Source organism: Paenibacillus sp. Marseille-P2973, assembly GCF_018101095.1.
GTDB lineage: Bacteria > Bacillota > Bacilli > Paenibacillales > Paenibacillaceae > Fontibacillus > Fontibacillus vini.
This window is the reverse complement of record NZ_JAGQEH010000005.1, coordinates 275473-290356: the sequence shown is the minus strand read 5'-3', so window position 1 is coordinate 290356 and position 14884 is coordinate 275473. Positions and strand designations below refer to the sequence as shown.

Sequence of the window (14884 nt, the reverse complement as noted above, 5' to 3'; positions counted from 1 at the left end):
GAGCGTCTCCTTCACATCCGGAGTGGAATGGATGGATTCAGAATTCCATGTTTCCTTTTTTGTCACAAGACCGGATGTATAAAGTTGGATGGAAAAGGGCATTTTTTTAATGAAAAACTCTTATCTGAGGAGTGGCTGAAATGAAAACACTAAATGCGATTGCACTCACTTTACTGATTGTGGGCGGACTTAACTGGTTATTGATCGGCCTCTTTGAATATGACCTGGTGGCTGGCATCTTCGGTGGGCAAACCTCCACATTATCCCGGATCGTTTATGTTATTGTCGGGATTTGTGCCATCTACTCGATCAAATTTTACAATGACGTAAGTCAAGAACGGGCCCGGTAACAGACGTCGCGCAAGATCTTCAAAACGATAAAAGAGCTTCCCGCCTCCAAAGGGTGAAGCTCTTTTTTTGTGCAGCATTGGGCAAGTGTCGGTATGGAAAGAATGAAGGAATTTTTTCCAAGGGATCGAATTAATAAAAAATCCCTAAAATACCACAGGAGGAAATATATGATCAGGAGAATAACGACAGGTGTCTTTATAGTTTTATTGATTTTGTCTCTTCATCGTCCGGCTTTCGCCGATTCCGAGAGTTACTGGATCGTCCTTGACGGCAATTACTTGAACACGGATCAGGCCCCGATCAATCGGGATGGAAGTTTGTATGTCCCCATGCGATTGATCTTCGAGTCGCTTCAGGCGAAGGTGACTTATTTGCCCAAGGAAGGGAAGATCATCGGAGAAAAAGGAGACACGACGATTGAGCTTCAAATCGGCAAAACGACGGCATACAAGAATAAACAACCCATCTTTTTATCCAGGCCGCCCCTACTCGTAAAGAACAGTGTTTACGTACCGCTTCGCTTTATCAGCGAGTCGCTGGGGGCTTCCGTCGATTGGAAGGCAGAAATGCATGTAGTCGAGATCGAAACTCCGAAGCTTGCGGTCAAAACCGAGCTCCCAGTAATTAATGACCGAGGCAAACCGGCGGTCCTTGAGCATAACGGCAACATGAAGCTGAAGTGGTCGTTCCAGGATGACAGTCCCTATCAGCAATATGAGGGATTCGTTGCTCCGGACGATGCATTGATATTTACCAATTTCACTTCAGTCAAACAGATGGATTACAACGGAAAAATACATAAGGAATGGCCGTTAAATGCCGAGAATTCCCCTATTAGTATATCGGCAATAGCCACGAATAAAGGGTATACGATCAAAAGTAATGATACCGGTACTGTATGGAAGGGGATTCCGTTATATACCGAAGCCGCCCCGGATGTATTTTATCCAACGCAGGCTGTTCTAGACCGATCGGGTAATTTGCTTGTAGTGACGACCGAAGGTTTTGCAGCGTATGATAAAAAGGGAAAACGTCTGTGGCTTCATTCCCAATGGAAAAAAGGGGAGGAAAGCATATCGGCTGTTAGACAAACCATCAATATTCGTACGAATGCTTCCAATCAAATTTTTATTTCTTATATCGATCATCTGGTCGTTCTTAATGACAAAGGGGAAATCATCATGCTGCTCCCGGAATCGCATTCCGGCTTGATTCCGCTCGATAACGGCACCGTTTTGGACGATGCCGGGGTTTATCGTATTGTGAATGGCACACTTCAATCGGTATCAAGTGTATCCATAGAACCTACCGATTCCTTTCAGGTAACCAAAGACGATAAAACTCTACAAAAAATAGACCCGGATACCGGGGAGATCCTTTGGGTCTATCGCCTGCCGAGTATGGAGGAAAAATCGGGATATAGCTTTTTCCCATCGACTTTAACGCTGGATTCATATGGAACGGTCTATATTTCCACGCAAGGCGGCACGGTGCATGCCCTTGATGCTTCGGATGGCAAGATGAAATTCAAGCTTGTGATGAATCATGGAACGATTTCTTCTTCACAGGTGATTCCACTTTCAGAAACAGAGCTTGTGGTTGTGAATAATAATGCCATCATGTTTTTTGATATTAATGAGATCCATACAAACTGAAACAAGGGTAGCGTCTCAACAAGCCCGGTCCGAATATGGACCGGGCTTGTTTTCTACTTCACGTTTTTAATCATTTCAAGGTCAGAGCTGCACAGAATCTCCAGGTTATCGAAAATTTTGTCTGCAGGCCAATCCCACCATTTTAGCTGTTCAAGATACGATATGAGCTCATCGTCAAACCGCTTCTTAATGATCCGGCACGGATTACCGCCCGCGATATGGTAGGCGGGGATATCCTTGGCCACCAGGGAATTGGCTGCGATGATGGCGCCGTCACCGATATGGACTCCGGGCATGATCGTCACATTTTGACCGATCCATACGTCATTCCCAATCACGGTATCTCCTTTGAAGGGAAACTGGTCCAATGAGACCGGAACGGTCTCCCAGCCTTCGCCCATAATATTAAAAGGGTACGTAGTTACGGAGTTCATCCGATGATTGGCGCCATTCATGACGAATTCGATGCCCTTGGCGATGGCGCAAAACCTGCCGATCACTAGCTTATCGCCCAAAAACTCATAATGATGAGTAACGTGGGATTCAAATTGATCCGCACCATCGGGATCGTCATAATACGTATAGTCGCCGATACTAATGTTAGACCTGGTGATCACATTTTTGATATAGCAAATTCTTTTCATGCTTGGGTTAGGAAAAATGGCATTCGGATCAGGACCGATTCTATTCATCTCTCAATCACCTCTCGCCTCCAGTATATTACAATTCATCCGCAATTCCGAGCAGGGCGATGCCGATAATGACCGCTATAACGACGGCGTACTGCGCCTTGTTCAGTCGTTCCTTCAGGAAAATCCGGGACAGAATGACGGAAAAGATACTGTAAGAAGCAATCAGCGGCGCGGCAATGATGGCGTTGCTGGACATGGCGAATACATAGAAGAATTGACCGATCGTTTCAAATACGGCCGCATAGCCTTTGACGCGCTCCTGGAACAGGTTGAACCGCTGTTTTTTCACAAACCGGAGGTAGATGAAGGCCAGAACAGCGCAGGCGAAAAAAGTGAATTCGTAGGAAAGCAGGGCCGCGTCCTCGCTGATCAGGCTCAGTTCATCGAGGTAAATCCCGTCGGCAAACGTGCCGAGCCCATCGATCAGAGCGTATAGAACCGGAAATAGGATCGCCATCATGCCGATTTGATATTTCGGATCGATCTTGGTCGAACTGGCTCGAAGCGCGATTTGCTCGGCTTTTTTTTCCAAGACTGCTAAACCGATCACGCCGAGGGTAATAATGACTATGCCCGTAACCTCCAGCGTATTTAATGAATGTGTAAAAAACAGAAACAGCAGAATCGTGGTGACAGCCCCGGAGGAGTTCTGGACGGGGGAGGCGATAGACAATTCAAGATAACGGAGCCCGATATACCCGATCGTCATCGATAAGATGTAAAGGACCGATACGGGTAAATAGCGAAGCAGGTCGGCCGGCTCCAGCGTAATTCCCTTAAACAGCATATACCCTGTGGCATGAACCCCCATGACGAGCCCGACCATGATAACGATTTTGATATGGCTGAACCGATCGCGGGAGTCGCTGCCTTTCTTATAGAACAAATCTGCGCCTCCCCAAGCGAGGGCGGTCAGTAAAGCGAATAGAAACCACATAACTTAGTAATTCTCCTTGTCGGTTAGATGAAAAGATACCGTTTTTCTTTATTGATACTTCGGCTAAGCCTTCTTATTATACAGGCCGTTCCGGAAAGGCTGTCAATGATATCGCAACAATCCTGGCTGTATATTCGTTTTACCTTATATTAGAAAAATCCAAAAAGAATGGGTGGAGAATGATGAGAAAAATACTGATCTTAAGCTTGCTGGCGTGCAGTATCTTGGCGGGATGCGGAAATGGAAATTCGGACAAAGAGACTGAAAGCACACCTCCGAGTCAGAACGGGCAGACGAACCAGAACGAAGTAACGAAGGAACCTGCAACTTCTGAAGATGATCAGCAAACGAACGGGAACCAGCCATCGAATAAAGCTGACCAATCAACCAACAGCGAATCATTGCGGGCTGATTATACGAAAAAGCTGGATGAGGTCGAGAAGGGGCTTGCGGATTTGGAGGAGCTGAACGAGGAGGGGACCACCGTATCGATGACCCAGGCAGCCAATGAAACCTATAAACGGTGGGATGCGGCCCTGAACGAAATTTATGGGGAACTGGAAGATCGGCTTTCCGAGAAGGATATGGCAGCCTTGAAGCAGGAGCAGCGTGAGTGGATTACAGAGAGAGACGAAACCGCCGAGAAGGAAGCGGCAGAGTATAAGGGCGGGACGATGGAGGCCTTGCAGCTGCTTTCCGCCAAAGCCCGGATTACCAAGGAAAGATGTTATGAGCTGGTAGAACTACTTTAGCAGGGCGTATATTGTAATATAATTCATTGCAGTATTCGAAGAATGGGGTTTGGGAATGGATAAAGAGAGAACGCTGGAAGACTTCATGGCAATCATACCTGTTATTAAGGAGGCCGTTCCGATGGATTTGTCGATCGCGATTTGCGATCTGGACAAGTTTGTCGCTTATTGGCCGGGGGAGAATATCGACCTGCAAATCAAGGTCGACCAGTTATTGCATCCCGATGAACCGCTGACGAACGCAATCAAAAACAATATAAGCCTGAAGGCAGAAGTGCCTGCTGATTTTTACGGATTTGAATTTACGGGGACGGCTACCCCGCTGCATGACCATGAAGGACATGTTATCGGCGGTATTGCGGTCCAACTGCGCAAGCAGAGCGAACTCCGGGACATTTCCGATCAAATCGCGGACTCGCTGACCCAGGCAAACGCCCGGCTGTCCCGCATGGCGAGCGGTTCAAATGACTTGGCGGGCTTTACTCACCAGCTCCTTGCCCTCGCCCGGGCGACCGAGGAACAGGTCAACAAGACGGATGAAGTCGTCTCCATCGTAAAAGCCGTCGGAGATCAGACGAATTTGCTCGGGCTTAACGCCTCGATTGAGGCAGCTCATGCCGGGGATAAAGGAAGAGGGTTCGGCATTGTAGCGGGGGAGATCCGAAAGCTGTCCAATGAGACGGTTTCCTCCACCAGAGTTATACAGGGGATTTTAAAAGAATTCAGAGAGGTTACGGCGGAAATGGGGAAATCCATCGACCGGATCAACCAAGTGGTGGAAGAACAAGCGGAGTCGGCCCAGCACATGTCTTCGTTTATTGAGGAAATTCAACAAATGTCCGAACGGCTGAATCAATTTGCCAAGAGACTATAAACAGTATTGTATTAGCGAAGGAGGCACCCGGAAGGGTGTCTTCTTGCATATAGACGGGCTGCGGTTGGTCCGCCAGTGGACTAGATAGCCATCCTGTGATTAAGTAGAGTGAGAGGATTTGACCGTTTTTGGCAAAGGGGATAAGGATTCGTGAAGAAGATGAATTATACGCTGATGGGACTGCGCGGACTGCTTGCCCTGTCGGTTGTGATCTATCATATCTATATTTCCGCCGTGATCGAGGGATACATTCCCGAGATTCCCAAGGAAAATTTTCTTTATATGATCAATGAGGCCGGGCCTATATCAGTAAACCTGTTCTTCGTAATCAGCGGATACTTGATCACCCAAAGCTTGTTGAATAAAAGATCGTTCCGGGAGTTTGCCGTCAACCGGCTGCTGCGGATCTATCCCGTATTTATAACGATTCATCTTATTATTTTCGCGGTCGGACCGGTGATCGAATATAAATGGATGGATGGAATCGGACCGGGGCAATACGCGTTTCATTTCATATCCAACGCTCTTCTGCTGCCCGGAATGTTCCCGCTTCCGATCGCTCAGATCGTTGCCTGGTCACTGAGTTACGAGTTATTCTTCTATATTATTGCTGGATTGGCTTGGCTAATCTACCGCAGCTCCAAGTTGCCCAGGGTTCGGAAGGGCATACTGTATGCCCTGGTAGCTGCCGCTGCGATCATCATTATTTATTATCGTAAAGACTTCTCCTTCTTTGCCGTAGGTGTCGCGGCGTATTTCAGCCAGACACAGATTAAGAGCTACTGGAAACCCGTCAAAGCGTTTTATTTTAATGGCGTAATTCTGTTGGCTGCAATCTATCTGTCCTACTATACGTTAAAGGTTCCGATTTGGGCCGCGCTTGTGCTGAGCTTCTTGCTGTTTATCCCTATCCTGATGGAGTATGGGCTGCTGTCCCGGTTTCTACGAACGAGCGTGATGCGTTACTTGGGAAGGATCAGCTTCAGTTTGTACATGTGGCATACAATGGTCATGTTTCCATTAAAAATAGCCGTGCCCAAATTCGCCGCCATGATAGGGACAAATGCGGTTTCCTTCGGAATCTACGCGCTGTTATCGTTAGCGCTGTCGGTCCTGATATCGCATCTGTCCTATCATTACATTGAATTCAGGTTCACGGCCTATCTGAAGTCGAAAATGGAGCGAGGGTCATTATCCCGGAAGAGTCAGGGCAACGTAGATGGCTCAACGGAATCCACTTGAACTACGGGAACGTTTAGCAGGTCCTCATTGATCATGATGTCCTTATATTCAACAAACGTACCGGTAATAACAGCGGGTCCCTCCGAGAATTGGAAGTCACCTGTCAGCACGATATAATTGTCTCCGGCCCATGCCGTAGTTTCGAATTCGCCCGGCGCGGAGATCGTGCATGTGAAGCGTACCTTTTTCTGCGGATATTGAGCGATATCTTCAGGGGCAATCTCCGGGATAACGGTCTTGACGCCGGTAAACTCATAGTAGGAGCCTGACCGTTCGTAAATGGCGATTTGTCCCTCGCCCGATCCTGCGGGATTCTCTACAAGGAGGCTGCCATCCGGGTTGATGGTCAGATTGTCCGCTTCAACCCACAGGATCAGCTCAATCCGGTCATCCTGAACTTCAAACAACGCATAAAGCGCGTTCCTGCTTGCGGAATCGGCTTCAACGAGAAGGACAGGGGTCTCTTTGTTGCTTAATTTACGTTCAATAGACAGCTGCCGGATGGTCGCATTTGAAGTTATATCCGTATTGCTGAGCACCTGAACTTGTTCCTGGGCGTTCATTCTGCCGAAATAAATCCGGTTTGTCTCATCGGCTGCCGTGACATATATCTTGGAGCCGTAAGCGTCAGTACCCCCGCTTACGTGTTGATAGCTGTCCCCCTCACTTCGAATAGGGAGCAGTTGGGACGGTTCTGCAGCCATCCAGGCCAGCTTGACCTGATCCACGGCTTCGCCGGTATCCTGGTAACCACTCAGTGCATTATAGAGATTAATGGCCTCCTGATACTCCCCTTGTGCCGCCATTTTCTTGGCTTTTTTCATCAATCGCGCAATTTGGCCCTCCGCATATTCCGTCAGCGACGACCCGGGGTCGGCTTGGTTTGCGAATTCCTTGTATTGTTTGGCATGCTTGGCGAAGGCGGCATAGTTTTCTTCTTTCAGATCGTATTCCAGCAGGCTTCCAATAAGCTCTTTCGTTGTGCTTGTGATCCATGGCGCTTCAAACTGATGGCTTTTGTAGGCGTCCAGCATATCCTTTGCTTCAGCGAATAAAGTGTCATAAAGGCCCTTGGACGCGGTGGCTTTGATTCTTCTTGCGTCGTAGGTTTTGAATTTGGCGCTTAATTCGCTGATTTGCTTGGAGCTGTCCCCGTAAAAGTTGAAAGGGATCCGGAGCAGATTCCATTTAAAGGATTCATTCGAATAATCGCCGGTATCCAGATTGTGATCCATATCCGCGTAGAACCGGTCCTTGAACTGGGCGAAATAGGAGACGAACTTCTCGGAAACGTTGTTCGATTTCGAAATTTCACGGTAATTTTCGCTATAAGGCCCGTTCCCCGTATAATAGGTGTTGCGAAGCAGGGATAACTTCGCATAGACATCCATAAGCTTATCGAAATCGCCTTTGGAAGTGGCCTTAGCTCCTTGCGAGCTTAACTCCGCCAGCTGCCGTTTCATATCCGTAATCGGAGCCAGCTCTTTCAGACGAGCCGAGATGATGTCCTCCCTATAGTCTATAGAGGTGTTGTTTCGGGCTTTCAAATACCAGGTTTCGGCCTGGATTAAATCCTTCTCCGCATAGAGGCGCTCGGCCTCGTCAAACCAGGCCATCTTTTGCGAAATTCCATAACCCTTGAGACCGATAAGAATCAGCATAACGGCACATGATGCAAGAAGCAGGCTTTGCAGAGAGACCAATCTACGAATCATCATAAGGAAATGCTCCTTGGTGTTATTTGCTGAAAATCGGCATCCCATTGGTATTTCTCATTGTAAATCCGGTAAACCTCATCCGCCAGGGAAGTCCACGGCTCGTTTGGATTTGTGGCTATGACCCGGTAAAGGCGCAAGAATCGCTCTTTGGGAAGCAGGCGCGCATACCGCGAAATGAAGTCGGAGTAGCTCAGGACGTAACGTTTCAACCTTACGGCGGCTCCGGCCACCCCGGCAAGAATGTCTTCTCCGCGTTCCAAGGAGGCAATTTCATGTTCATATTTTAATATGTAGCGAAAGGTCCTGTCTTTGATCAGCTCGCGTTTGATTTTTGCTAATTCGCCGATATAGCGGGCAAGATCAGGATCAAATCGGCTTTGCAGCAACGGCTCCAATTCCAGCTCCATATCCTTACGAAGCACAAAAGATTGCAGCAGTATGATTTGCAGCGACCGGATGGTGTCATCATGGACCAGCGCGGCGATTTCCCGCAGCATTTCATAAGAGCGGGCTTTATCTTCTTTGCCCGTTTCGACGGCCCGGTCCAGATTAGCGATGAGTCCGTCCGCTATTCTTTGACGATCGTGCAGGAACATTCGGGCTATTTCCCGGGAAACGGCCCGCGGAAGCAGCCTGCGCTGAACAAACCAGAGACACCCGGTCAGAATGACCCCTCCGGCCAGCCCAATCGCCATCTCTTGAAAGCTTCTGCCGAAGAAGATACTGATCAGGGTGATCAGTATCGCGGCCAGCCTTTCATTGCGCATGGTGCGGCGTACGGTTGCAGCAGCCTTTTCACGCAGGGGAAGAAGACCGGGCTTCCCGCAGAACGTACAATTATCTTCGCGTAAAATCGTATAGCGATGGCAATTGTTGCATATTCTTAACTTTTCATATACATATTTCGTTTTAATAGTAGGTTTAATTTGTACAGGAATCTTATTGTCCATGGTTATCACTATCCCGGTTTATTTGGAGTACCAGCCTGCGGTCAAGCTCTTCGGGCGCAATCGAATTCTTATTGCGTCTCCAATATATGATTGATTTTGCAATGACAAAAAGAAACAAAATAGCCAGGCAAACGTAAGTAATCATATACAGTCTCCTTCTTTTATAGGCCGAGCAGGCCATTATACCTAAAAGTGCGAGTTCAAAAAGACAGGTTTTCAGGACCAAGAAGGTTGGATGAAGCTAGGGACTGAGTAGCGGAGCGTACATGAGGTACGTGAGCAACGGAAGGCCCGGCTGAATTCAAGATTCGACGTCGAATCCGCTTCATGTTCTGCTTCGTCGTGGAAAGATGTCTTTTTGAACAACCTTTAAAATAATTGAACTTTACAGGCGTTAATTATATCATATTGGCATAGCATTGGCAGATCTTAGGGGGAGATTTGTCAAATCATGCAGCGGCAATAACATAACGATTTTTCAGTAAAGGAGTACTACACATGTTCCAAAGAAAAATAAAAACTCGCAGTTTGCTGCTCGCATTATCGCTGATGTTGCTTCTCTTCAGCTTCCGTTTGCCGGGGGCTTATGCCGCCGGACAGACCTCGCAGATCGATGCCGTGCTTGTTGTGGATGTCAGCAACTCCATGAATACGAGCGATACTAATAAAATTGGTAATGAAGCCATGAAGATGTTTATCGATATGCTGTCGGTTAATGGCGACAGAGTGGGCATCGTCGCCTTTACCGATAAAATCCAGAGAGAAAAGGCCCTGCTTGAAATCAAGACTCCGGGCGACAAGGAGGACTTGAAGCAATTTATCGACGGCCTGGACAGAGGGCCTTACACGGATATTGCGGTCGGTGTAAAAGAAGCGATCAAAGTGCTTCAGAACGGTGCGGACCCGAACCACGATCCGATGATCGTCGTTCTGGCCGACGGGAATAACGATTTTGACAAAAACTCGGGTAGAACGCAGAGTGAATCCGATAAGGAATTGAATGCTTCGGTCGAAGAGGCCAAGCAGGCGGGGATTCCGATTTACACGATCGGGCTGAACGCCGACGGCAAGTTAAATAAAGAGGCTTTGGCTGCCCTGTCCGATAAAACCGCGGCCAAATCCTTCTCCACCAATTCGGCGGAGGACCTTCCGCAAATTTTGAGCGAAATCTTTGCCAGTCATCTAAAGCTGAAAATCGTACCGATCCAGAGCATGACGGGTACCGGTAATTTTCAAGAGGTCACCGTCAATGTTCCGAACGCCAACGTACTGGAAGCGAATATCTCTATCATGTCGTCCAAGCCGGTGGAGACGGAGCTCATCGACCCTTCCGGGAAGGCGGTAGCGATTCCGTCCGGCGACGTGGTGGTTACCAACTCGAAGAGCTATACCTTGCTCAAGCTGTTGTCCCCAAGCGAAGGGGATTGGAAACTGAAGGTCAAGGGAACATCGAAAGACAAAATCGATATTAATCTCGTGTTCAATTACGATCTGGAACTGGCCATGGAGCCCTTGCCTTCCACAAGCTACAAACCGGGAGATGAAGTCGCTATTTCTTCCTATCTGACCAGTAACGGACAGAAGCTGGCCAACGACGAAATGTATAAGAATATGGCCGCGGTCCTGAAGGTAACCGATCTCGATTCCGGTAAGACGGAAGAAATCAAATTGGACAATAAGGGCGACAAGTTTGAAGGAACCTACAAGATTCCTGACAAGCATGAATATGAATTGGTGGTGAAGGCGGAGGAGAAGAGCTTTTACCGCGAGAGTCCTCCCGTCAAAATAACCGCTAAGCCGGCGGGATCGGCAGCAGCGACTCCTCCAGCCTCCACGCCAAGCGGCGGGGAAGAGAAGAAGCCTTTTCCGCTATTGCCGGTGATTTTGGGGGTTGCAGCCGCTCTTGTCCTGCTGGTTGCGGGATATTTCATATTCCGGAAGGTGAAGCAGAATAACCGCGGTTTTGTGGGACAAATCGTCCTCGAAATCCGCGATGAGAATACAAACGAAAAGTCTTATCCGCAGTACAAGAAATTAACCGCCTTCCGCGGCAAATTTAATCTTCACCAGCTCCTGCAGCTGGCGCCTGAACTGAAGGAGACGGAAAGAATCGTCTTCACCCCCGGCAGCAATGACCGGATCATCATAACGAGTGGCACCGCCGGAACGATCGAAAAGTCGGGGCGTGCCATCGACGCAAGCAAAGGCTATGAGCTGAAAGGCGGGGATCGTATCACCCTCCCGCTGAGCAGTGTGGACAAAACGATTTTTATCGAATATCTCGTGTAAGGGTTGTTCTAAAAGCGAATAGGGGGAACACATATGAAGCCCGTAGTAAGAGAACATATTCAACAATTGGACGTTTCATTAGGCGGAGGCATTGTCAGCGATAAGATCCGGGTCGACACGATCGACAACCCGATGCTGATCATCGGTTTGGGCGGCACGGGGATCGATGCGCTGCTGCGGCTGAAATACCAGATTAACCGGCGGTTCCGGCTCCCGGAAGATCCGCTTTCCAAGAAAAAGCGGGAAAAGCCGGACAATGTGGAGTTCCTGGCATTTGAAACGAATGAACAGGACCGGACCAAGAAATATAAAGGCATCGGCCTCGACCCGATCAATGAATTCGTGTTGTTATCGAACGCCGAAATCGGGGGATTACTGCAAAACCGCAGTATCCTTGAGCCTTACATTACGGAATGGCTGTCGCCTGAATTAAGCATCACCGATGGGATGAACGGTGCGGCCGGCGTGCGCCAGGCCGGAAGATTGCTGCTGTTTACGAAAATTACCCAAGTGGTGCAAGCCATCGATAAGAAGATCAAGACGTTGTCCGTCGGCACCAACAAGAAGCTGATGGTATTTCTCCTTACCGGCTTATCCGGCGGAACCGGCAGCGGCTGCTTCCTGGACATCGCCTATATCGTACGGGGCATCATCGAGCGCGATCACGGCTCAGCGGGCATCGACCGGGTGAATACGCTCGGATATTTGTTCACCCCGGATATCAACCTTTCGAACAAGAGCCTGAGCGAGCATACCCGGGAATATATTAAGAAGAACGGGTATGCCGCGCTGAAGGAACTGGACTATTGGATGAACGTGGATAGCCGCGGCGAGCGGTTCAAACAGCAGTACGGCAACATTCTTACCGTGAATTCCCCGTTGCCGCCGTTTAATCTTTGCCATTTGATTTCGGCGACGAATACGGAAGGTAAGCTGCTGGAGAATGCCTACGATTACTGCATGAACGTGACGGCCGAGAATATCACGAACTTTATGGCCAGTGAGGATAAGCAATCCGGAGAGGAATTTGCCATCCACGACTACATCAGTAACATTCGCACGAATATCGCGCAGATGAACAAAATCTATCCCGCCAACTACGAATACAACATTATCGGCGCTTCGTCGGCGGTTCTTCCGATCGAAGAAATGACGACGTATTTGGCTTACCGTTTGTTTGACAAGATGGAAGGCATGTTTGAGAAGGCTCCGAACCAGGAGGACGTGGAGAAATTTGCCCGGAAGCTGGGGATCGACCTCGACAGCATGGCCAAAACCTTCGAATCGCGCGTTCCCGAGCCGCTTCCCGGTTATGAGAACAGCGAACGGCTTAGCCATGCCAATGTGGTGAAATCGCAGGTGGTAAATATCGATACCGAGCTGGAGCAGAATTTCCTGGCACGGGCCCGCGAAGAATACATCAAGGCGAAGAAGCAGCTTCCCGGCGAAATCATGGAGCAGTTCCGCGATCAGGTCCGCCGGCTGTTTCTTCATCCGGAGCAAGGGCCGTTCTACGTGTCCCGGCTGGTCTATACGGAGAAAGGCTTCTGCCTGCTAAAAATGCTTCTGTCCTACATTGAAGCGCTGCGGGAGAATCTGCTGCGCATTCCTCGCGAGATCGAAGCGGCGCAAGAGCAGGCTGCCGATAAGCTGAGCGACGCAAAGAGCGCCTTCGTATCCAAGGATAAGAAGAAGAACTTCTATATCGAAGCGAAAATCAATGAGTACTGGCTCCATGCCGATACGGAGCGTACGGAGCAATTGATCGAGTTCTACGAGGATCTTTACGAGTTGCTTAACTCGGAAAATAACCGGATTTATAACGTATTTACGGAAGTGTTGAACGCGCTCAGCTCTATTTTTGCCAAGAACGGAGACATCCTCATTAACGGGGAGGAGCAGTCTGATCATAAAGGGAACAAAACGTACTATTGGAACATCGTCAGCGTTCCCGATATCTCCAAGGTCGTTAATAATTTGATGGAGCAGAAGGACGTGGACGATTTGATCCGCGATTTCTCGACGGAGCTGTTGAACCACTCCAATCAGTGGATCAAGGAGCAGGAAATCGACATTGTCAGCTCGATCTCTTCCTTCCTTAGCGACAAGTTCGGGGATTTGATCACGAAGTCGATGGAGGAATTCCTGATCATTAAGTATGGGCAGGATGAATCCATCGAGAAGTTTGTGGAGCGCAATATTGCGAGCAAGCTGGACGATGAAGCCGTACCGGTGTTCCATTTATCTAACAGTACCGGGAATTTGAACTTCCCGGCCTGGGGCTTCGTATCGGTTCCGGTTCAGGCTCCGAGCATTCTGAAGGGGATCCGCAATTATCAGAATAACGCGGTAGGCAAATCCCACTTCACGGTGAAGGAGAGCGAAGTCAAGAACCGCATCTTCTGGCTTAACACCCGCAACGGTGTGCCGCTCTTCGTCTATACACCGCTTAAAGTGTACGAAGAAAGCTATGAACGTACGATTCTCGATAAGGAAGGCATCGGACGCCATCTGGTGCAAACCGACAAGAATAACTGGACGTATCTGCCTTCTCCGATTCCCGAGAAATCCTGGGGCGATGTTTATGTGAACCAGCGGGTGCAGAGCTACAATGCGCGTGTTCGCGGCGAGTTTGGCGAAGCCCGCAGTTTGAAGATCATTGTGGAGAAGAGTATCGATCAAAATACAAGCAACCGGTTTGCCGTAGTTCAGACCGTACCGTTTGATCTGGATCGGAAGCTGGCCGGATACGATATGCGTCTTGACGCGCCGAAGCCGAATCTGGGCGAGGTGAAGTCCGCCTTGACCGAGCTGAAGCGGCTGCTGTCCGACGGTTTGGAGGTCGCAGCTAGTAAAGATATCTTCGGCAGTATCACTGAAGATCTAGCCCAAGAGAACCTTATTCGCTCGCCGGAACTGATCGCTACGGTCCGCAGCGAACTGGCCAAGTATAATGCGATTCGTGAAATGGCCGACCGGTTGGAAGGACTGCTCGGACAATATCGCGACGAGGAGAAATGGCTGGAGCAATTTATCGAGGCGATGTATACGGGCACAATTGTGAAGAAGGGCGCCCTTTATGTCTATGATCGCGACGCCGAGGAAGAGGCTTGGGAGCCTTTTGCCAACCTGATGAAGAGCCGGAACTATGCGGAATACGAGGTGTTTACTCATTTCCGCGGGCTGGATGAGAAGAGCCGGAATACTTTACTGCGCAAGGCGTCCCGCCGTGCTTCGGAAATGACGGCTTCGGAGGATATCGCGCCGCTGCTGTCCAAGCTGGATGAGCTGACCGTGAATTTCCTGGAAGCCCGCGATGCGTTGGAATATGAGAAGATCGAATTGGCTAACGGCGAGGAACTGTATCAATTCTACAAGGGAATAGCCGCCCAATTAAACGATATTCGTAAAAGGTTGAAGTAAG

Annotated in this window: 11 protein-coding genes; 7 read left to right on the top strand and 4 right to left on the bottom strand. The window is 49.0% G+C overall.

Features of this window, described 5'->3' with window-relative positions:
- Positions 1 to 140: 140 nt before the first annotated feature.
- Complete coding sequence (locus KB559_RS13215; RefSeq protein WP_211022400.1) at positions 141 to 350, top strand: DUF378 domain-containing protein; 210 nt, start codon at positions 141 to 143, stop codon at positions 348 to 350.
- Between the two features lie 168 nt (positions 351 to 518).
- Positions 519 to 2006 (top strand): stalk domain-containing protein, encoded by a 1488-nt coding sequence (locus KB559_RS13210; protein WP_211022399.1) that lies wholly within the window; start codon positions 519 to 521, stop codon positions 2004 to 2006.
- Positions 2007 to 2059: 53 nt separating this feature from the next.
- Here KB559_RS13210 and KB559_RS13205 read toward each other — a convergent pair whose 3' ends face one another.
- Both KB559_RS13205 and KB559_RS13200 read right to left on the bottom strand, forming a co-directional pair.
- Positions 2060 to 2698, bottom strand: coding sequence for a Vat family streptogramin A O-acetyltransferase (locus KB559_RS13205; RefSeq protein ID WP_211022398.1), 639 nt, complete (start codon positions 2696 to 2698; stop codon positions 2060 to 2062).
- 28 nt (positions 2699 to 2726) lie between these two features.
- Complete coding sequence (locus KB559_RS13200; protein WP_211022397.1) at positions 2727 to 3635, bottom strand: DMT family transporter; 909 nt, start codon at positions 3633 to 3635, stop codon at positions 2727 to 2729.
- Positions 3636 to 3817: 182 nt separating this feature from the next.
- On the opposite strand from KB559_RS13200, the gene KB559_RS13195 reads away from it, so the two are divergent.
- The 3 genes from KB559_RS13195 (at position 3818) to KB559_RS13185 (ending at position 6503) form a co-directional block, all read left to right on the top strand.
- Positions 3818 to 4387, top strand: a complete 570-nt coding sequence (locus KB559_RS13195) for a lysozyme inhibitor LprI family protein (protein ID WP_211022396.1) — start codon at positions 3818 to 3820, stop codon at positions 4385 to 4387.
- 55 nt (positions 4388 to 4442) lie between these two features.
- Positions 4443 to 5261: a methyl-accepting chemotaxis protein gene (locus KB559_RS13190; protein WP_211022395.1), complete on the top strand. Its 819-nt coding sequence runs from the start codon at positions 4443 to 4445 to the stop codon at positions 5259 to 5261.
- Positions 5262 to 5420: 159 nt separating this feature from the next.
- Complete coding sequence (locus tag KB559_RS13185; protein WP_247681815.1) at positions 5421 to 6503, top strand: acyltransferase family protein; 1083 nt, start codon at positions 5421 to 5423, stop codon at positions 6501 to 6503.
- Here the strand turns inward: KB559_RS13185 and KB559_RS13180 are convergent.
- Together KB559_RS13180 and KB559_RS13175 are read right to left on the bottom strand one after the other, a co-directional pair.
- A complete protein-coding gene (locus KB559_RS13180; RefSeq protein ID WP_211022393.1) occupies positions 6467 to 8221 on the bottom strand; it encodes a hypothetical protein in 1755 nt (584 codons plus the stop codon). The two genes, KB559_RS13185 and KB559_RS13180, sit on opposite strands and share 37 nt — an antisense overlap.
- Complete coding sequence (locus tag KB559_RS13175) at positions 8218 to 8988, bottom strand: hypothetical protein (RefSeq protein WP_247681789.1); 771 nt, start codon at positions 8986 to 8988, stop codon at positions 8218 to 8220. Before KB559_RS13175 ends, KB559_RS13180 begins: the two co-directional genes overlap by 4 nt.
- A gap of 732 nt (positions 8989 to 9720) precedes the next feature.
- Between KB559_RS13175 and KB559_RS13170 the strand changes: the two genes are divergently transcribed.
- Together KB559_RS13170 and KB559_RS13165 are read left to right on the top strand one after the other, a co-directional pair.
- Positions 9721 to 11460 carry a vWA domain-containing protein gene (locus KB559_RS13170; RefSeq protein WP_247681814.1) on the top strand — a complete coding sequence of 580 codons (1740 nt, stop codon included), beginning with the start codon at positions 9721 to 9723 and terminating at the stop codon, positions 11458 to 11460.
- A 33-nt stretch (positions 11461 to 11493) separates the two neighbouring features.
- Positions 11494 to 14883 carry a tubulin-like doman-containing protein gene (locus KB559_RS13165; RefSeq protein ID WP_211022390.1) on the top strand — a complete coding sequence of 1130 codons (3390 nt, stop codon included), beginning with the start codon at positions 11494 to 11496 and terminating at the stop codon, positions 14881 to 14883.
- Position 14884: the final 1 nt, after the last annotated feature.

Excerpts from the sequence above, each read along its gene's own strand:
- KB559_RS13170 (WP_247681814.1), top strand. The coding sequence starts at position 9,721 with ATGTTGCTTCTCTTCAGCTTCCGTTTGCCGGGGGCTTATGCCGCCGGA.
- KB559_RS13215 (WP_211022400.1), top strand. The coding sequence starts at position 141 with ATGAAAACACTAAATGCGATTGCACTCACTTTACTGATTGTGGGCGGA.
- KB559_RS13205 (WP_211022398.1), bottom strand. The coding sequence starts at position 2,698 with ATGAATAGAATCGGTCCTGATCCGAATGCCATTTTTCCTAACCCAAGC.
- KB559_RS13185 (WP_247681815.1), top strand. The coding sequence starts at position 5,421 with ATGAATTATACGCTGATGGGACTGCGCGGACTGCTTGCCCTGTCGGTT.
- KB559_RS13195 (WP_211022396.1), top strand. The coding sequence starts at position 3,818 with ATGAGAAAAATACTGATCTTAAGCTTGCTGGCGTGCAGTATCTTGGCG.
- KB559_RS13165 (WP_211022390.1), top strand. The coding sequence starts at position 11,494 with ATGAAGCCCGTAGTAAGAGAACATATTCAACAATTGGACGTTTCATTA.
- KB559_RS13210 (WP_211022399.1), top strand. The coding sequence starts at position 519 with ATGATCAGGAGAATAACGACAGGTGTCTTTATAGTTTTATTGATTTTG.
- KB559_RS13200 (WP_211022397.1), bottom strand. The coding sequence starts at position 3,635 with ATGTGGTTTCTATTCGCTTTACTGACCGCCCTCGCTTGGGGAGGCGCA.
- KB559_RS13175 (WP_247681789.1), bottom strand. The coding sequence starts at position 8,988 with ATGCGCAATGAAAGGCTGGCCGCGATACTGATCACCCTGATCAGTATC.
- KB559_RS13190 (WP_211022395.1), top strand. The coding sequence starts at position 4,443 with ATGGATAAAGAGAGAACGCTGGAAGACTTCATGGCAATCATACCTGTT.
- KB559_RS13180 (WP_211022393.1), bottom strand. The coding sequence starts at position 8,221 with ATGATGATTCGTAGATTGGTCTCTCTGCAAAGCCTGCTTCTTGCATCA.